Annotated in this window: 19 protein-coding genes; 12 read left to right on the top strand and 7 right to left on the bottom strand. The window is 71.4% G+C overall.

Annotation, left to right across the window (positions count from 1 at the left end; all coding sequences use genetic code 11):
- The first annotated feature begins 30 nt into the window (after positions 1-30).
- The 10 genes from ACGFZF_RS33870 to pstB all read left to right on the top strand — a co-directional run bounded on the left by ACGFZF_RS33870 (position 31) and on the right by pstB (position 10,673).
- Positions 31-414 carry a GntR family transcriptional regulator gene (locus ACGFZF_RS33870; RefSeq protein ID WP_147978615.1) on the top strand — a complete coding sequence of 128 codons (384 nt, stop codon included), beginning with the start codon at positions 31-33 and terminating at the stop codon, positions 412-414.
- Entirely contained in the window at positions 411-1,271 is an 861-nt protein-coding gene (locus ACGFZF_RS33865; RefSeq protein ID WP_393560590.1) for an ATP-binding cassette domain-containing protein, read from the top strand. Before ACGFZF_RS33870 ends, ACGFZF_RS33865 begins: the two co-directional genes overlap by 4 nt.
- Positions 1,268-2,215, top strand: coding sequence for an ABC transporter permease (locus ACGFZF_RS33860; RefSeq protein ID WP_393560588.1), 948 nt, complete (start codon positions 1,268-1,270; stop codon positions 2,213-2,215). Before ACGFZF_RS33865 ends, ACGFZF_RS33860 begins: the two co-directional genes overlap by 4 nt.
- A 293-nt stretch (positions 2,216-2,508) precedes the next feature.
- Complete coding sequence (locus ACGFZF_RS33855) at positions 2,509-4,782, top strand: RNA degradosome polyphosphate kinase (protein ID WP_393560586.1); 2,274 nt, start codon at positions 2,509-2,511, stop codon at positions 4,780-4,782.
- The gene (locus ACGFZF_RS33850; RefSeq protein WP_393560584.1) at positions 4,769-5,758 is read left to right on the top strand and encodes a CHAD domain-containing protein; all 990 of its coding nucleotides are present in this window, start codon (positions 4,769-4,771) and stop codon (positions 5,756-5,758) included. Before ACGFZF_RS33855 ends, ACGFZF_RS33850 begins: the two co-directional genes overlap by 14 nt.
- Positions 5,755-6,162 carry an NUDIX hydrolase gene (locus ACGFZF_RS33845; protein WP_393560582.1) on the top strand — a complete coding sequence of 136 codons (408 nt, stop codon included), beginning with the start codon at positions 5,755-5,757 and terminating at the stop codon, positions 6,160-6,162. Before ACGFZF_RS33850 ends, ACGFZF_RS33845 begins: the two co-directional genes overlap by 4 nt.
- Positions 6,163-6,562: 400 nt before the next feature.
- Entirely contained in the window at positions 6,563-7,699 is a 1,137-nt protein-coding gene (pstS, locus tag ACGFZF_RS33840; protein ID WP_393560580.1) for a phosphate ABC transporter substrate-binding protein PstS, read from the top strand.
- 112 nt (positions 7,700-7,811) lie between these two features.
- On the top strand, positions 7,812-8,789 hold the full coding sequence (gene pstC, locus ACGFZF_RS33835; protein WP_393560578.1) for a phosphate ABC transporter permease subunit PstC: 978 nt from the start codon (positions 7,812-7,814) through the stop codon (positions 8,787-8,789).
- Complete coding sequence (gene pstA, locus ACGFZF_RS33830; RefSeq protein WP_393560576.1) at positions 8,786-9,868, top strand: phosphate ABC transporter permease PstA; 1,083 nt, start codon at positions 8,786-8,788, stop codon at positions 9,866-9,868. Before pstC ends, pstA begins: the two co-directional genes overlap by 4 nt.
- A gap of 28 nt (positions 9,869-9,896) precedes the next feature.
- Complete coding sequence (gene pstB, locus ACGFZF_RS33825; protein WP_393560574.1) at positions 9,897-10,673, top strand: phosphate ABC transporter ATP-binding protein PstB; 777 nt, start codon at positions 9,897-9,899, stop codon at positions 10,671-10,673.
- Between the two features lie 115 nt (positions 10,674-10,788).
- Here pstB and ACGFZF_RS33820 read toward each other — a convergent pair whose 3' ends face one another.
- Both ACGFZF_RS33820 and ACGFZF_RS33815 read right to left on the bottom strand, forming a co-directional pair.
- Positions 10,789-11,787, bottom strand: a complete 999-nt coding sequence (locus ACGFZF_RS33820; RefSeq protein ID WP_356607261.1) for an inorganic phosphate transporter — start codon at positions 11,785-11,787, stop codon at positions 10,789-10,791.
- Positions 11,788-11,793: 6 nt separating this feature from the next.
- Complete coding sequence (locus tag ACGFZF_RS33815) at positions 11,794-12,414, bottom strand: DUF47 domain-containing protein (RefSeq protein ID WP_147978626.1); 621 nt, start codon at positions 12,412-12,414, stop codon at positions 11,794-11,796.
- Positions 12,415-12,607: 193 nt separating this feature from the next.
- On the opposite strand from ACGFZF_RS33815, the gene ACGFZF_RS33810 reads away from it, so the two are divergent.
- Positions 12,608-12,955 (top strand): metal-sensitive transcriptional regulator, encoded by a 348-nt coding sequence (locus ACGFZF_RS33810; RefSeq protein WP_393560571.1) that lies wholly within the window; start codon positions 12,608-12,610, stop codon positions 12,953-12,955.
- Between the two features lie 93 nt (positions 12,956-13,048).
- Here the strand turns inward: ACGFZF_RS33810 and ACGFZF_RS33805 are convergent, their stop codons facing one another.
- Complete coding sequence (locus ACGFZF_RS33805) at positions 13,049-13,243, bottom strand: hypothetical protein (RefSeq protein WP_393560569.1); 195 nt, start codon at positions 13,241-13,243, stop codon at positions 13,049-13,051.
- A gap of 176 nt (positions 13,244-13,419) precedes the next feature.
- A complete protein-coding gene (locus ACGFZF_RS33800; RefSeq protein WP_393560567.1) occupies positions 13,420-14,247 on the bottom strand; it encodes a hypothetical protein in 828 nt (275 codons plus the stop codon).
- 130 nt (positions 14,248-14,377) lie between these two features.
- Between ACGFZF_RS33800 and ACGFZF_RS33795 the strand changes: the two genes are divergently transcribed.
- Positions 14,378-14,551 carry a hypothetical protein gene (locus ACGFZF_RS33795; RefSeq protein ID WP_393560565.1) on the top strand — a complete coding sequence of 58 codons (174 nt, stop codon included), beginning with the start codon at positions 14,378-14,380 and terminating at the stop codon, positions 14,549-14,551.
- An 80-nt stretch (positions 14,552-14,631) separates the two neighbouring features.
- On the opposite strand, the gene ACGFZF_RS33790 is transcribed toward ACGFZF_RS33795, so the two are convergent.
- The 3 genes from ACGFZF_RS33790 to ACGFZF_RS33780 all read right to left on the bottom strand — a co-directional run bounded on the left by ACGFZF_RS33790 (position 14,632) and on the right by ACGFZF_RS33780 (position 17,200).
- Complete coding sequence (locus ACGFZF_RS33790) at positions 14,632-15,342, bottom strand: phosphatase PAP2 family protein (RefSeq protein WP_393560563.1); 711 nt, start codon at positions 15,340-15,342, stop codon at positions 14,632-14,634.
- A gap of 192 nt (positions 15,343-15,534) precedes the next feature.
- Entirely contained in the window at positions 15,535-16,563 is a 1,029-nt protein-coding gene (locus tag ACGFZF_RS33785; RefSeq protein ID WP_393560817.1) for an NlpC/P60 family protein, read from the bottom strand.
- A 202-nt stretch (positions 16,564-16,765) separates the two neighbouring features.
- Entirely contained in the window at positions 16,766-17,200 is a 435-nt protein-coding gene (locus ACGFZF_RS33780) for a hypothetical protein (protein ID WP_393560561.1), read from the bottom strand.
- Positions 17,201-17,557 lie beyond the last annotated feature (357 nt).

Raw genomic sequence — 17,557 nt, 5'->3', positions numbered from 1 at the left:
ACTTGATTAGTGAAAGGGTGGTGGAAGGAAGTGCTCGAGTACCGGATCGACCGGCGCAGCGGAGTCGCCACCTACCTCCAGATCGTCCAGCAGACGAAACAGGCCCTGCGCATGGGCCTGCTGGAACCCGGCGACAGGCTGCCCACCGCACGCGAGGTCGTCGAGGCGACGGCCATCAACCCGAACACGGTCCTCAAGGCCTACCGCGAACTCGAACGCGAAGGTCTCGTCGAAGCCCGCCGCGGACTGGGCACCTTCGTCCGCACCACGCTCGGGGCCACCCCGGCGGACTCGCCCCTGCGCGGCGAACTCGCCGACTGGGCGCGCCGGGCCCGCGCCGAAGGCGTCGACCGGGACGACGTGGCCGCGCTGTTCACATCCGTACTGAACGAATTCTTCGAGGGGGACGCATGACAGAGGACACCGCGCTGAGGGCGGAGGGCCTCGGCATACGGTACGGAGGGAGGGCCCGCCGCTGGGCCCTGCGGAAGTGCGACTTCGCCCTCCCCACGGGCCGGATCTGCGCCCTGGTCGGCCCCAACGGCGCCGGCAAGTCCACCCTCCTGGCCCTCGCCGCCGGCCTCCTCCGCCCCACCGAGGGCACGCTCCACGGACCGGCCCGCGAACGGCTGGCGTACGTCGCCCAGGACAAGCCGCTCCACCCCCGCCTCACCGTCGCCGACACCCTGCGGATGGGCCGCGAGCTCAACCCCGGCCGCTGGGACGACGCCGCGGCCCGGCGGGTCGTCGCGGACGAACTCGACCCCCGCGCCGTCGTGAACGACCTCTCCGGCGGTCAGCGCACCCGCGTCGCCCTCGCGCTCGCCCTCGGCAAGCGCCCCGAGCTGCTCCTGCTCGACGAGCCGATGGCCGACCTCGACCCGCTCGCCCGGCACCAGCTGATGGGCCTCCTCATGGCCGACGCGGCCGAGCACGGCACCACCGTCGTCATGTCCTCGCACATCCTCACCGAGCTCGAGGGCTCCTGCGACCACCTCCTGCTGCTCGCCGACGGCCGGATCCGCCTCGACGGCGACGTCGACGACCTGCTCGCGGGGCACACCCTGCTCACCGGCCCCGTCGGCGACCTCGCACCCCACACGGTGATCGACACCCGCACGACGGGCCGTCAGCTCACCGCCCTGATCCGCCACGAGGGCCCCGTCGAAGGCCCCTGGGAGGTCGCCCGGCCCTCCCTGGAGGACCTGCTCCTCGCCCATCTCCGCTCCACCGGGCCCCAGGCCCCGCAGCAGGAAGGCATCCTCGCGTGAGCACGCTCGCCCTCAAGGGCTCCTACTGGGTGACGGTCCGCCAGTACCGGCGCACCCTGTGGACCGCCGGCGCCCTCGTCGCCCTCTCCCTCGCCGTGATCGGCGGGCTGCGGATCTGGTCCGGGCGGATACCCGACCGGCGGCTCCCGGACGGCACCTGGGTCCCGGCCGACGAGAGCCGCGGCTACGAGATGCTGCGCCTGGCCATGGAGTACGCGGGCACCGGCCTGATCCTCCTGCCGCTCCTCGCCGGCGCCTTCGTGGCCGGCCCCCTCGTCGCCCGCGAGTTCGAGTCCGGCACGTACCGCCTCGGCCTCACCCAGTCGGTCACCCCGACGGCCTGGCTGCGCGCCAAGGTCCTCACCGCCGGCGGCGCCGCCCTCGCGATCACCGTCGTCCTCATGGGCGTCTACCGGATCGGCTGGACCCGGGTCTCCGGCAGCTACCAGCTCTCCTGGGGCGACCGCGGACCGTACGAGGCCACCGGCATCGTGCTCGTCGCCTACGTCCTCGCCGCCGTCGCCGTCGGCGCCCTCGTCGGCCAGCTGATCCGGCGCACCGTCCTCGCGATGGCCGCCACCGGTCTCGTCATGGGCCTCGTCCTGTTCGTCCTCGGCAGCCTGCGCTGGGGCTTCGTCGCCGTCGAGACGGTGACGGGGCCGGTCAGGCGGGGCGGGGCCCCGCTCGACGTCCCCGACAACGGGATCATGACGGACCTGGGCATGCTCACCCGCGACGGGGAACGCGTCGAGGGATGGAGCTGCGTCGACGGGGCGTCCCCCGAGACGTGCGGAGCACCGACGGACGTCGTCGGCCAGTACGTCGACTACCACCCCGAGTCCCACTTCTGGCCCACCCAGCTGATCGAGGCCGGCATCCTCCTCGCCCTCGCCGCCCTCGCCCTCCTCGCCGCCTTCCGCCTCCTGCGCGCCCGGCTTCCGTAGAGGGTGCCCCGGCGGACGACCCCGGGGCCCGCCACCGGAACCGAGGGGCCCCGGCACGGGGGTGCGGGGCCCCTGCGACCGGGGGCGGGGCCCCTCGGCGGCCCCGCCCTCGATCGGCCCCCGATTCCCGCACGACACGTCCTCGTTACCGGGCATTCAGACGCGCTTGCGACGCTCACGCAATGAAGCCCGCCGTGCCCGCGCCCCGCAAGGCCCTCCCCAAAGGGAGGCTTCCCTCCGCCACGGCCCGCTCCGACGCGCCCGACCACCCCTTCGCGCGGAAGAATGGGGCCATGAGCCAGCAGCCCGCCGAGGTACCGGTCCAGTCCTCCGCCACGTCGCCCGCCTCGCCCTCCGCGCAGAACGGCCGAACGTCCCCGCAGCCGTCCATCGGTTCCATAGCCGCGCACCGCCCCCACACGGTCAACGCGGGCCCCGTGTCGGACCTCGAACCCGACCTGGACTCCGACCTCGACGCGTACGAGGGCGACGACTCCGCCGGCGAGCTTCCCCAGGGACGTTTCCTCGACCGCGAACGCAGTTGGCTCGCGTTCAACGAACGCGTTCTCGAACTCGCCGAGGACCCCACCACGCCGCTGCTCGAACGAGCGAACTTCCTGGCGATCTTCGCGTCGAACCTCGACGAGTTCTTCATGGTCCGCGTCGCCGGCCTCAAGCGCCGCATCGCCACCGGCGTCGCCACCCGCTCCGCCTCCGGCCTGCAGCCCCGCGAGGTGCTCGACCTGATCTGGACCCGCTCGCGCGAGCTCATGGCCCGGCACGCCGCCTGCTACCAGCAGGACGTCGCCCCGGCGCTCGCCGACGAGGGCATCCACCTCATCCGCTGGCCCGAGCTCACCGAGAAGGAACAGGCGCGCCTCTTCACCCTCTTCCGCCAGCAGATCTTCCCGGTCCTCACCCCGCTGGCCGTCGACCCCGCGCACCCGTTCCCGTACATCTCCGGGCTCTCGCTCAACCTCGCCGTCGTCGTCCGCAACCCGGTCAGCGGCCACCGCCACTTCGCCCGCGTCAAGGTGCCGCCGCTGCTCACCCGCTTCCTGGAGGCCTCCCCGGAGCGCTACGTCCCGCTGGAGGACGTCATCGCCGCCCACCTGGAGGAGCTCTTCCCGGGCATGGAGGTGCTGGCCCACCACATGTTCCGGGTCACCCGGAACGAGGACCTGGAGGTCGAGGAGGACGACGCCGAGAACCTGCTCCAGGCCCTGGAGAAGGAACTCCTGCGCCGCCGCTTCGGCCCGCCGGTCCGCCTGGAGGTCGAGGAGTCCATCGACCCGTACGTGCTCGACCTCCTCGTCCGCGAGCTGAAGATCTCCGACGCCGAGGTCTATCCGCTGCCCGGCCCGCTCGACCTCACCGGACTCTTCGGGATCGCGGGCCTGGACCGGCCCGAGCTGAAGTACCCGAAGTTCATCGCCGGCACCCACCGGGACCTCGCCGAGGTCGAGTCGGCGTCCGCGCCCGACATCTTCATGGCGCTGCGCGAGCGGGACGTGCTGCTGCACCACCCGTACGACTCCTTCTCCACCTCCGTCCAGGCCTTCCTGGAGCAGGCCGCCGCCGACCCGGACGTCCTCGCCATCAAGCAGACGCTCTACCGGACCTCCGGCAAGTCCCCGATCGTCGACGCGCTCATCGACGCCGCCGAGGCGGGCAAGCAGGTCCTCGTCCTCGTCGAGATCAAGGCCCGCTTCGACGAGCAGGCCAACATCAAGTGGGCCCGCAAGCTGGAGGAGGCCGGCTGCCACGTCGTCTACGGCCTCGTCGGGCTCAAGACGCACTGCAAGCTCTCCCTCGTCGTCCGCCAGGAGGGCGAGCTCCTGCGCCGCTACTCCCACGTCGGCACCGGCAACTACCACCCCAAGACCGCCCGGCTCTACGAGGACCTCGGCCTGCTCACCGCCGACCCGCAGGTCGGCGCCGACCTCTCCGACCTCTTCAACCGGCTCTCCGGCTACTCCCGGCGCGAGACCTACCGCCGTCTCCTCACCGCCCCCAAGTCCCTGAGGGACGGCCTGGTCGCCCGGATCAACAAGGAGGTCGCCCACCACCGCGCCGGGCGCCCCGCCTACGTCCGGATCAAGGTCAACTCGATGGTCGACGAGGCCGTCATCGACGCCTGCTACCGCGCGGCGCAGGCCGGCGTCCCGGTCGACATCTGGGTCCGCGGCATCTGCGCCGTACGGCCCGGGGTCGCCGGCCTCTCCGAGAACATCCGGGTCCGCTCCGTCCTCGGCCGCTTCCTGGAGCACTCCCGGGTCTTCGCCTTCGGCAACGGCGGCGAGCCCGAGGTCTGGTTCGGCAGCGCCGACATGATGCACCGCAACCTGGACCGGCGGATCGAGGCCCTCGTCCGGGTCTCCGACCCGGCCCACCGGGCGGCCCTGACCCGGCTCCTGGAGACCGGGATGTCCGACACCACCTCCTCCTGGCACCTGGGCCCGGACGGGAACTGGACGCGTCACGCGACCGACCCGGAGGGCCAGCCGCTGCGGCACGTCCAGGAGATGCTCATCGACGCGCGGAGGCGCCGGCGTGCACAACCCTGACCACGACGTCCCCGCCGGAGCGACGGCGGGCGACGTCCTCACCCCCTACCTCCAGGCCCGGGCCGGCGACTTCCTGCGCGGCCTGCGCCTGCACGCCGGGAGCGGCGCCGACACGGCCGGCTCCGAGGAGGCGGCCCGGGCCCTGCGAGGCGCCGCGCGCCGCATCGGCGGGACCCTGCACACCTTCCGGCCGCTGCTCGACACCGCCTGGGCGGACCAGCTCCGCACCGAGCTGACCTGGCTCTCCGGGACGCTCGCCCTGGAGCACGCCTGCACCTCCCGGCTGGTCCGGCTGGTGGACGCACTGTCCCGCCTGTCGAACGGCGGCGGGCCGGTGCCCGCCGCCCGGGGCACCGACCGGGCCGGCCTCACCGTGGGCGCGGCCCGGGCGGGCGCCCTCCTGGAGCGCCAGCTGACCCTGGCCCGCGCCCGCGCCCACTCGGCCGCGCTCCAGTCCCTCGGCTCCTCCCGCTTCCACGCCCTCGCGGACACGGTCGCCCTGCTCGCCTCCGAGGTGCCGCTGGGCCCCGCCGGTTCCGCCCCCGCCGTCGAGGTCCTCGAGACGCCCGCCGAGACCGTCGAGCGCCGGCTCCTGGACTCCGTGGCCGGCCTCCCGCTGGCCCGCGCGGCGCACCCGTACAACGCCGACGCGCTCGCCCTGGCGGCCGGCGAGGCCCAGGACGCCCCCTGGCACCAGACCCGGGTGCTGCTCCGGCTGCACCGCTACGCCTCCGAGGTCCTCCACCGCGGCACCGCGCCCGACCCCACCCTCTACGAGGCCGGGCGCGCCCTGGACCGGCACCGCGACGCCTCCGAGGCGGCGTCCGCGGCGGCCACCGCGGCCCGCACCCCGCGGATCGCCCCGGCGACCGCGTACGCCCTGGGTGTCCTGCACGCCGACCAGCGCCACGAGGTCGAGGCGGCCCGCTTCGCCTTCCAGCGCGCCTGGCAGAGGGCGACGGCGGCGGTCCCGTGATCCTCGCGGCCGGCTGCGTCCTGTGGCGCCGGGCCCCGGAGGACCGGGGCCCGGGCATCGAGATCGCCCTGGTCCACCGGCCGAAGTACGACGACTGGTCGCTGCCCAAGGGCAAGCTGAAGCACGACGAGACCCTGCGCGCGTGCGCGGTGCGCGAGGTCAGGGAGGAGACGGGCCAGGAGTGCGTCCTGGGCGCCCGCCTCCCGACGAGCCGCTACCTGGCGAACGGCCGGCCGAAGGAGGTCTCCTACTGGTCGGCCGAGGCCGTCGGCGGCACCTTCGTCCCCGGCGACGAGGTCGACCGGCTGCTGTGGCTCGCCCCGGCACAGGCGCGCGGCCGCCTCACCCAGCCGCGGGACCGCGAACTGCTCGACGCCCTCCTGGACACCACGTCCCTGCCCTGACGGCCCCGGCGCCGGCACCCCGCACCTCTCCCCCCACCTCCCGCCGGGACACCCCGCGCCCACCCCGCGCCCTGCCGCCGGGGCGCCCCAGCCTCCCGCGCCCCTCCCGCCCGCAGCACGCGCGCCCGGCTCGCGCCTCCCCCGCGCCCCGGGCTGCGCGGCCTCCGCGCCGCCCTCTGGCCGCGCCCCCGCCGCACGCCCCGCCGTGTCGCACCCGGCCTTCCGGCACGGTTCACTTTCCGTTCACTCTCCCCCGTCGGCCGCTTCACCTGATCTGCCTAATTTCGGCCGTACAAGGTGCACAGGCACGGCAACGCACCACAACCCCGACACGCGCCGCCGTACAACGTTCAGGACATCAAGGTCCGCGGCAGGCGGCTTCTGGAAGGAACACCCGAAAGTGAAGCTTTCGCGCAAGAACGGGCTTCGCGCCACCGCGATCGGTGCCCTCGCCGTCTCCGGCGCCCTGGTCCTCACGGCGTGTGGTTCGGACAACAACAGCGGCACCACCCCGAACGGCGACAAGACCTCCGCCGCCGCCTCGAACATCAAGTGCGACGGTGCCAAGGGTCAGCTGCTCGCCGCCGGTTCCAGCGCGCAGAAGAACGCCATGGACCTGTGGGTCAAGAACTTCCAGGCGGCCTGCTCCGGCGTCGAGGTCAACTACCAGGCCATCGGCTCCGGCGGCGGCATCACCAAGTTCAACCAGGGCCAGGTCGCCCTCGCCGGCTCCGACTCCGCCCTGAAGGACGAAGAGGTCACCGAGTCGCAGAAGATCTGCAAGGGCGGCAAGGGCGTCAACCTGCCCATGGTCGGCGGCCCCATCGCCATCGGCTACAAGCTGAACGGCGTGGACGACCTCGTCCTCGACGCCTCCACGATCGCCAAGATCTTCGACACGAAGATCACGAAGTGGAACGACGAGGCGATCGCCAAGCTCAACCCGGGCGTCAAGCTGCCCGACACCACCATCCAGGCCTTCCACCGCTCCGACGAGTCGGGCACCACCCAGAACCTGGGCAAGTACCTCTCGACCGCCGCCGCGGCCGACTGGAAGCACGACCCGAAGTCGAAGTCGTGGCCGGCCCCCGGTGGCCAGGCCGCCAACGGCTCCTCCGGTGTCGCCACCGCGGTCAAGGACGCCGAGGGCTCCATCGGCTACTTCGAGCTCTCCTACGCCACCGCCAACAAGATCTCCACGGTCAAGGTGAACACCGGTGCCGCCGCCCCGGTCGAGGCCACCACGGAGAACGCCTCCAAGGCCATCGCCGCCGCCAAGGTCAAGGGCACCGGCAGCGACCTGGCCCTGTCCCTGGACTACGCCACCAAGGCCGACGGCGCCTACCCGCTGATCCTCGTCACCTACGAGATCGCCTGCGACAAGGGCAACAAGGCCGAGACCCTGGCCACCCTGAAGGCCTTCCTCAACTACACCGCCAGCGAGGAGGGCCAGAAGGTCCTCTCCGACGCCGGCTACGCCCCGCTCCCGGCCGAGATCGCGGCCAAGGTCCGCACGATCGTCCCCACCCTGTCCTGATCCCCGGCCGGGTCCGGCCCGTCACGCTCCACCGACGGGCCGGACCCGGCATCCGGTGCACCGCCGCCAGGTGCCGGTACGTCCGTACCGGCCCCGCAGACCGGAGAGACCGATGGTTACGACGACCACACCACCCATACGAAAGAGCCGGCGCGCCAGGAGCGCGACCCGCCCCGGAGACCGGATCTTCCTCGGTCTCTCCCGCGGATCCGGCATCACCCTGCTGGTGATCATGGCCGCGATCGCGGTCTTCCTCACCTACCGCGCCGTCCTCGCGATCTCCGAGGACTCCACGAACTTCCTCACCACCTCCGAGTGGAACCCGGCCGGCCAGCCGCCCGTCTTCGGCATCGCCGTCCTCGCCTTCGGCACGGTCGTCTCGTCGGTCATCGCGATGCTCATCGCCGTGCCGGTCGCGATCGGCATCGCGCTGTTCATCTCGCACTACGCGCCGCGCAGGCTGGCCAAGCCGCTCGCGTACGTGGTCGACCTGCTCGCCGCCGTGCCCAGCATCATCTACGGCCTGTGGGGCGCGATCTTCCTCGTCCCCTACCTCGGCGGCCTGAACCAGTGGCTCGACGACTACCTGGGCTGGACGTACATCTTCGACAAGTCCAGCGACGGCGTCGCCCGCAACCTCTTCACCGTGGGCATCCTGCTGGCGATCATGATCCTGCCGATCATCACCAACGTGACCCGTGAGGTCTTCCTCCAGGTCCCGAAGATGCACGAAGAGGCCGCCCTCGCCCTCGGCGCCACCCGCTGGGAGGTCATCCGCATGTCGGTCCTCCCCTTCGGCCGCTCGGGCATCATCTCCGCCTCGATGCTGGGCCTGGGCCGCGCGCTCGGCGAGACCATGGCCGTCGCCGTCGTGCTCTCCCCCAGCTTCGTCATCTCCGGCCACCTGCTCGACCCGGGTGGCGGCACCTTCGCCCAGAACATCGCGGCGAAGTTCAACGAGGCCAACGAGTTCGGCCGGGACGCCCTGATCGCCTCCGGCCTGGTCCTCTTCGCCATCACCCTGCTGGTCAACGGCGCCGCCCGGTGGATCATCGCGCGCCGCAAGGAGTACTCGGGGGCAGCCGCATGAGCCAGCACGCCATACAGGACCGTCCCCCGGTGACCACCACCACCGTGCGGCACGACCCGCTCAAGCACGCCCGCGTCCCGCGCTGGACACCCGCCGCGATCGCCGTCGGCTCGATCGCCGCCGCCGTCGGCATCGGACTCGCCGCCGGCTGGCACAGCCGCGTCCAGTGGGGCCTCGTCGCCGCCCTGCTCTTCGTCCTCGCCACCTACGCGATCACCGCACGGGTCGAGGGCAGCCGCCAGGCCAAGGACCGCGTCGCGACCAGCCTCGTCTGGGTCTGCTTCGTCCTCGCCGTCATCCCGCTGCTCTCCCTGGCCTGGGTCACCCTCAGCAAGGGCCTGGAAGTCCTCGACGGCTACTTCCTCTCCCACTCGATGAACGGCGTCCTCGACGCCGAGGCCGGCGGCGGCGTCTACCACGCACTCCTCGGCACCATCGAGCAGGTCGGCATCGCCACCCTGATCGCCGCGCCGATCGGCCTGCTCACCGCGGTCTACCTCGTCGAGTACGGCGGCGGGAAGCTCGCCCAGGCCGTCACCTTCTTCGTCGACGTGATGACCGGCATCCCCTCGATCGTCGCGGGCCTGTTCATCCTCGCCACCTGGAATCTGATGCTGGGCTTCGGGCCCTCCGGATTCGCCGGCGCGATGGCCCTCGCCATCCTGATGATGCCGGTCGTGGTCCGCTCCACCGAGGAGATGCTCAAGCTCGTCCCCAACGAGCTCCGCGAGGCCTCCCTCGCCCTCGGCATCCCGAAGTGGCGCACGATCCTGAAGGTGGTCCTGCCCACCGCGATCGGCGGCATCACCACGGGCGTCATGCTCGCGGTCGCCCGCATCACCGGTGAGACGGCCCCCGTGCTGCTCCTCGTGTTCGGTACGAAGCTCATCAACCCGAACCCCTTCGAAGGCGCCCAGTCCTCCCTGCCGCTCTACGTGTACGAGCAGTACGCGGTCGGCACCGACGCCGCCGTGGCCCGCGCCTGGGCCGCCGCGCTCGTCCTGATCGCCTTCGTCATGATCCTCAACCTGGTGGCCCGCGGCATCGCCCGCTGGAAGGCCCCGAAGACCGGCCGCTGACCGCGGTCACCTCTGGAAGTGAATTGATATGGCCAAGCGAATCGACGTCAGCGGCCTCTCCGCCTACTACGGCGCCCACAAGGCGATCGACGACATCTCCATGACCGTCGAGCCCCGCTCGGTGACGGCCTTCATCGGCCCCTCCGGCTGCGGCAAGTCCACCTTCCTGCGCACCCTGAACCGCATGCACGAGGTCACCCCCGGCGGCCGCGTCGAGGGCAAGGTGATGCTGGACGACGAGAACCTGTACGGCTCCCACGTCGACCCCGTCGCCGTGCGCCGCACGGTCGGCATGGTCTTCCAGCGCCCCAACCCCTTCCCCACCATGTCGATCTTCGACAACGTGGCGGCGGGCCTGCGGCTCAACGGCAAGTACCGGAAGTCCCAGCTCGGCGACATCGTCGAGCGCTCCCTCAAGGGCGCCAACCTCTGGAACGAGGTCAAGGACCGGCTGAACAAGCCCGGCTCGGGCCTCTCCGGCGGCCAGCAGCAGCGTCTGTGCATCGCCCGCGCCATCGCGGTCGAGCCCGACGTCCTGCTGATGGACGAGCCCTGCTCCGCCCTCGACCCGATCTCCACCCTCGCCATCGAGGACCTGATCGGCGAGCTCAAGGAGCGCTTCACGATCGTCATCGTGACGCACAACATGCAGCAGGCGGCACGCGTCTCCGACCGTACGGCCTTCTTCAACCTGGCGGCCGTGGGCCAGCCGGGCAAGCTCATCGAGCTGGACGACACCGAGCGCATCTTCTCCAACCCGAGCGTCCAGGCCACCGAGGACTACATCTCGGGCCGCTTCGGATAGGCCGCTCCCCCAGGACCGTCCTGCGGTGCTGCATGGCGGTGCCACCGCACGACGAAGGGCCCGGCTCCCCCACAGGGGAGCCGGGCCCGTTTGCGTCGTACCGCGACCGCGGTGTCTAGCCGAAGATCAGCGCCACCACGTAGTAGCTCGCCGCCGCGACCAGCGCGGCGGCCGGCATCGTGATGAACCAGCCGAGGACGATGTTCTTCGCGACACCCCAGCGCACCGCGTTCACGCGCTTCGTCGCACCGACACCCATGATCGCCGAGGTGATGACGTGCGTCGTCGAGATCGGCGCGTGGAAGAGGAACGCCGAGCCGAACATGATCGACGCACCCGTCGTCTCCGCCGCGAAACCCTGCGGCGGGTCCAGCTCGATGATCTTCCGGCCGAGCGTCCGCATGATCCGCCAGCCACCCGCGTACGTTCCCAGCGAGAGCATCACGGCACACGCGATCTTGACCCACACCGGGATGTCGTCGCCCGACTGCTGCACGTCGGCGATGACCAGGGCCATCACCACGATGCCCATCGTCTTCTGCGCGTCCTGCAGACCGTGACCGAGCGCCATGCCGGCCGCCGACACGGTCTGGGCGATACGGAAGCCGCGCTTCGCCTTGTGCGGGTTCGCCTTGCGGAACATCCACATGATCGCGCACATGACCAGGTAGCCGACCACGAGGCCGACCACCGGCGAGACGAACATCGGGATCACGACCTTGTCGAGCACACCCGACCAGATCACCTCCGTGCCACCCGCCAGCGCCGCGCCCACCATGCCGCCGAACAGGGCGTGGGAGGACGAGGACGGCAGACCGAAGTACCAGGTGACCAGGTTCCAGATGATCGCGCCCACGAGAGCGGCGAAGAGGATGCCCATCCCCTTGTCGCCGGTGGGCGTCTCGATCAGACCCTCACTGACCGTCTTGGCGACCCCGCTGCCCATGAAGGCACCGGCGAGGTTCATCACCGCCGCCATCGCCAGCGCCGCCCGCGGGGTCAGCGCCCGCGTGGAGACCGAGGTCGCGATGGCGTTGGCCGAGTCGTGGAAGCCGTTCGTATACGTGAAGCCGAGCGCGACACCGATGGTCACGATCAGCGCAAAGGTGTCCACGAAGCCTCAGGACTCCTTGACCGCGATGGTCTCCACCGTGTTCGCCACGTGCTCGAAGGCGTCGGCCGCCTCCTCCAGCACATCCACGATCTGCTTGAGCTTCAGCACCTCGATGGCGTCGTACTTGCCGTTGAAGAGGTGGGCGAGCAGCTTGCGGTGGATCTGGTCGGCCTGGTTCTCGAGCCGGTTGACCTCGATCCAGTACTCCGTGAGGTTGGCCATCGTCCGCAGGTTCGGCATCGCCTCGGCGGTCAGCTCCGCGGCGCGGGCCAGCACCTCGATCTGCTGCTCGACGCCCTTCGGCAGCTCCTCCACGTTGTAGAGGACGACCAGGTCGACGGCCTCCTCCATGAAGTCCATGATGTCGTCGAGGGACGACGCGAGGTTGTAGATGTCCTCGCGGTCGAACGGCGTGATGAAGGAGGAGTTCAGCTGGTGGAAGATGGCGTGGGTCGCGTCATCACCGGCGTGTTCCGCTGCCCGCATCCGCTCCGCGATCTCGGCCCGGGCGGAAGTGTCCGCTCCGAGCAGTTCCATCAGGAGCTTCGAGCCCGTGACGATGTTGTCCGCGGACGCGGCGAACATGTCGTAGAAGCTCGTCTCCCTGGGGGTCAGACGAAATCGCACGTGGGGTCCTCGGGGTGCTGGGTTTCGGTCAGGCTGATGCTAGGCGCATCATCCGGCCACGGCTAACCGGCGTCCCTTCAGTGTCGCCCATCAGGCACAGTGATCTGCACGGGCCCCCGCCCGGACCGGCGGGGATCGGTACCATATACCCACGAGGGGTATACCTACCCTTTCTGGACAACGGGAGGACGCGATGACGACCACCGAGGCGGCCGAGGTCACCCCCGAGACCGCCGAGCCGGCGGACCACGACCACGGCGTGCACGGCTACCACAAGCAGAAGGACGAGCACCTCAAGCGGCTGCGCCGGATCGAGGGCCAGATCCGCGGCCTGCAGCGGATGGTCGACGAGGACGTCTACTGCATCGACATACTCACCCAGGTCTCCGCGTCCACCAAGGCCCTGCAGTCCTTCGCCCTCCAGCTCCTGGAGGAACACCTGCGCCACTGCGTGGCCGACGCGGCCCTCAAGGGCGGCGACGAGATCGAGGCGAAGGTCGAGGAGGCCACCAAGGCCATCGCCCGGATGCTCCGCACCTGACCCGCGGACCCCGGCGGAAGACCCGAAGGACCGGGACCGGAGGATCGCGCGCCTGGCCGGAACCGGACGCCGGACCGACCCGGCCCGGTCCGGTCAGCACTCCTCGTCGGCCCCGCCGGCCTGGCCGCCCGCGACCCTGAGCACCTCGTCGATCCGGTCCGGACTCAGGCGCTCCCCCTCGGCGGCCGACGCCGCGATGATCAGCTCGCCGCACAGCTCGATCTCGGCGAGGGCGATGCACTCCTGGTCAAGGGGCACGATCGCGGTACTGGGCGGGGCCACGCGCATTCACCTCTTCCTGCCGGCGTCGGTCTCCCAGCGTAGGGAGCACGCCACGTACCGCGCATGACACGTCCGGACCATTTGCCCGTGGCCCGGTGCCCCCTCCCTGCCGCCCGGCACCGCGCCGGGCCCCGCCCGGGGCCCGGCCCCTCGGCAGAACGGCGCCCCCGTGCCGACCGGACCTACGTCCGGATCTTCCCGGCGTAGATGTCCTTCCGCTCCGGGAGCTTCACGACCACCGGCGTACCGAAGCCGTACAGCAGCGTCGTCGAGGCGACGGCGACCGTACGCTCCTGGTTGGCGAAGCTGAACTGGTGCCGCACCTTCCGGAGCCGGCCCTCGGAGTCCAGGTACGCGTCGAAAGGCACGGTGTCCGTGGCGAACCCTTTCGCCGCCGCGGTCAGCGCACCCTTCATCTGCGGTGAGGCGACCCGGGCGGCCGCCGCGATGTCCGCGACCCCGCGGTAGTGGCCGACCTTCACCCCCGCCAGCTCCACCTCGCCGACGTACGTCACCCGCTGCGCGCCGCGCAGCAGCTCGGCGGCTGCGGCCGGATCGGTGGCCCCGCCCGTGACGAGGTTGCCGTCGTCGAGCGCGGTGGTGTCCACCCGGACCCACTTGTCCGCGGGGACCCCCGCACCGCGGTTCTTCATGTAGAGCGCGCCCGGGGCCAGCAGTTCGGTGATCGGCCGGTGCTCGCTGGCACCCGCGGCGTCCTTCGGCAGGACGACCTGGAGCCGGCCGGTCCGCTGCCGGAAGTCGTAGCCGCCCTCGCCCCGGATCGTCACCCGGGTCCCACCGGTCGCCATCTCCATCGACGTGCTCGTCCGGGAGGTCCCGGCCCGCGCCAGCACCTCGGCCGCCGCCCGCACCGTCGCCATCGGGTCCCCGGCCGGCTTCGCGTCCCCGGAAGCGGAACAGCCTCCGGTGGCCACGCCCGCGACCAGAGTCGCGGCGACGGCCCACGCGCCGCCTCCGCGTCCGTACAGCCGCCCGTACCGCTCCGCCATCGCCTGCCAACCCCCAACGCCGTGACGCCGATTGCCCGGGACGCGCCCTCCTCGAGCCCCGAGGGCCTGGTGAGAACCCATCCGGATAACGACGGCACCGGCCCCTCGTCACGCGCAGTACGGTGGACACGTGCATGAGCAGGCCCCCCACGAGACGACCACCACGGAACGCGGCTCGTTCGCGACAGCCAGGTGCAGCTGCGGATGGAGGGGCCCGGCACGCCGCTCGCGCGAGCGGGCCCGCACGGACGCGGCGGCCCACGCCACCGCGCCTGACGGCGTGCCGGCGGACGGCACCACCTGACGACGGAGCCCCTCACCCGCCGTGCGGGGAGGGGCTCCAAGGGATGTCTCGTCGATCACACCGGACCGGGCGAGCGGGACCTACGCCGCCAGGTCGTTCTCGCCGGAGCCGAGCCGGGGCTCGGGGATGTCCAGCGCCTCGGGCACCGGACCGCGCGCGGCGACGCGGCGCGACCTGACCAGCCGGGCGCCGGCCCCGGATCGGGCGATCGCGGACACGACCGGCGTCAGCAGGGCGTGCGCGAGCGGGGCGAGGAGCAGCGTCACCGCCGTACCGAGGGCGAGACCGCCGATCACGTCGGTCGGGTAGTGAACGCCCATGTAGACCCGGCAGAAGGCCTCGGTGAAGGCCAGCGCGATGGCGACCAGACCGAGCCTGCGGTGGGCGACGAAGAGACCGACGCCGATGGCCATCGCCATCGTGGCGTGGTCGCTCACGAAGGAGAAGTCGGTCTTCCCGTCGACGAGGACCTCGAGACCCTGGTGGTCGTTGAAGGGCCGGGGCCGTTCGACGAACCCGCGGATCGGGATGTTGACCAGCAGGGCCACACCGGCCGCGAGCGGCGCCCAGACCAGCGCGGCGACACCGGCGACGGCGTCGGTCAGGGCCGCACGCCGGCGGACGCTCCACCAGCACCAGAGCGCGACGAGGACGAGCCCGAGCATGATCCCGTACTCGCCGACGAATTCCATGACGCGGTCGAACCACGGCGGCGCGTCCTTCGCCAGCCCGTTGATGTCGTAGAGCAGGCCGACATCGGGGTTCGAACCGTCCGATGCGAGTCCAGCCATCTGCAGCGGCCCCTTGCCTTGTCACGTGAGTCGACCGTTCGACCATGGGCGGTCGGATCGGGAACGAACCGCCTGAGGCATGCGTTCCGCTCTTCCCTGACGATCACTCCGACGTTACCGAAGAGTGACACGTCGCCGCAGCTCAGGGCCTGTGTCTTCCGAAGAGTTCCAGCCAGGTGGGCCGACTTCGCGTCACACCTGGGGAAGGTGTGTCGGCAGTGCGGCCGCACCGTCCTTGGTGACCCGGGTCGCCCCGAAGTAGTCCGGCGTGTCGATCTTGTCGAACCGGATCACGGCCCCCGTACGCGGAGCGTCGATCATATAGCCGCCACCGACGTAGATGCCGACGTGCCTGATGGCACGGGAGTTGGTGAGATCGTCGGAGAAGAACACGAGATCGCCCGGCAGCAGCTCGTCGCGGGACGGATGCGGCCCGGCGTTGTACTGGTCGTTGGCCACCCGCGGCAGCTCGATCCCGACCGAGAGGTACGCGGCCTGCGTCAGCCCGGAGCAGTCGAATCGGCCATTCTGCGCCGCCGTTCCCGTACCACCCCAGAGATAGGGCGTGCCCAGCTTCTGCTGGGCGTAGTAGATGGCACTCGCGGCCTGACGCGAGGGCTCGACCCGGCCGACGGGCCGCGCGAAGCTCTTCTCCAGGGACCGGATGATCCGCACGTAGTTCTGCGTCTCGCTGATCCGCGGAACACCACCGGACTTTATGACGCGGTACGCGCCCGCGTTGTAGGCGGCCAGCATGTTGTTCGTCGCGTCACCGGGCACCTTCTTCACGTACCCCGCGAGCTCGCAGTCGTACGAGGCCGCCGACGGGATCGCGTCCTTCGGGTCCCAGACGTCACGGTCCCCGTCCCCGTCCCCGTCGATGCCGTGCCCGGCCCACGTGCCGGGGATGAACTGCGCGATGCCCATGGCGTTGGCGGGCGAGACGATCCGCGGGTTCCAGCCGCTCTCCTGGTAGAGCTGCGCGGCGAGCAGCGCCGGATTGATGGCGGGGCAGAGGTTCCCCCACTTCTGCACCAGCCCCTGGTACGCGGCCGGCACCGCCCCCTTGGCGAGCGCGACGGTCCCGTTGACCCCGCTGCCCGCCCCACCGAGGAGCCCGGCGGCGGCGGAGTACGTCCCGACGACGAGCAGGGCGACGAAACTGAGGCACACCCCGACGGCCCCACCGGCCACCAGCCACGCCTTGCGCGCCTTACGCACCGTCAACCACCCCTAGGGTTTCGGCAGTCCACCCGCGGACAAGTCTAGGCGGCGGGCCGCCGCCGGGGAGCAGGACGAAGAGGACGGAACGGAAGTGTCCCGGATCCGCGGAACACCCCTCCGGAGATCCACGCGTCGCGACGCCAGGGGGTGTCTTGTCGATCAGCGGCAGGACACACCCTGGGTCCGGTTCCCTGGGCCCCTAGTCACCGAACACGAGCAGGGCGGCGAGGCTCGCGACGACGACGGCCTGCGGGAGGAGCGCCAGGAGGGCCAGCCGCACGCGGGTACGGCGCCAGCGGCGACGCCAGGGAAGGACGAGCGAGGCGACGAGGGCGAGCGGCGTGACGACGTAGATGGCGTAGTAGGCGCCGTACATGACGGTCAGCGGGCCCACGACACCGGCCGCACAGTCGTCGGGTCCGCAACTGTCCGTGGCCATGGCGGAGAAGCCGACCACCAGGACCCAGAAGACGTGCGTCACGACGGCGACGGCGGCGGCAGCCGCGGCCGGCACACAGGCGTTCCCGTCCCGATCCCCCGGCTCCGGCGCCGGCACCCGCCACGCCCGTGGCGGAGCGGGGGCGGGGGTGGGGGCGGGGGTCCGGGTGGCAGTCGCGGGCTGAGGGGTGGTCATGTCCCCATGAGACAGCGGAGGTGGGGGCGGGGGCTTCGGGGTGGGTACTCAGCTGGGGAGGGTGGGGTACTCAGGTGGGCCGGTCTGGGGGGGTGCGGGTCCTGGGCGCTTGGTGTCGACCGGTCTTCGTTTGCTTCTGGTGGTTGGCCGCCCTCTCTCCGAGTGTGGCGGGTTACGGCGCCGCTTCAAGGGCGCTCCTCGTTCCTCGTCGCGTCGGCTTCGCCGATTTCGCTTCGCTCCACCCTTGACCCGTCGCCTTCACCCGCCTTTTCACACTCGGAGGGCGGCCCGGGGAGGGGGTCCAGGGCGGGGGCCGGTGCCTCTCGGGCGCCGTCGGCGGCCGTCTGTCTTGGGGTG

Origin of the sequence: Streptomyces sp. NPDC048338 (assembly GCF_043201055.1) — a bacterium.
In the GTDB taxonomy this organism is placed as follows: Bacteria; Actinomycetota; Actinomycetes; order Streptomycetales; family Streptomycetaceae; genus Streptomyces.
The sequence above is the reverse complement of the archived record's forward strand: the minus strand, read 5'-3'. Positions and strand labels throughout refer to the sequence as shown.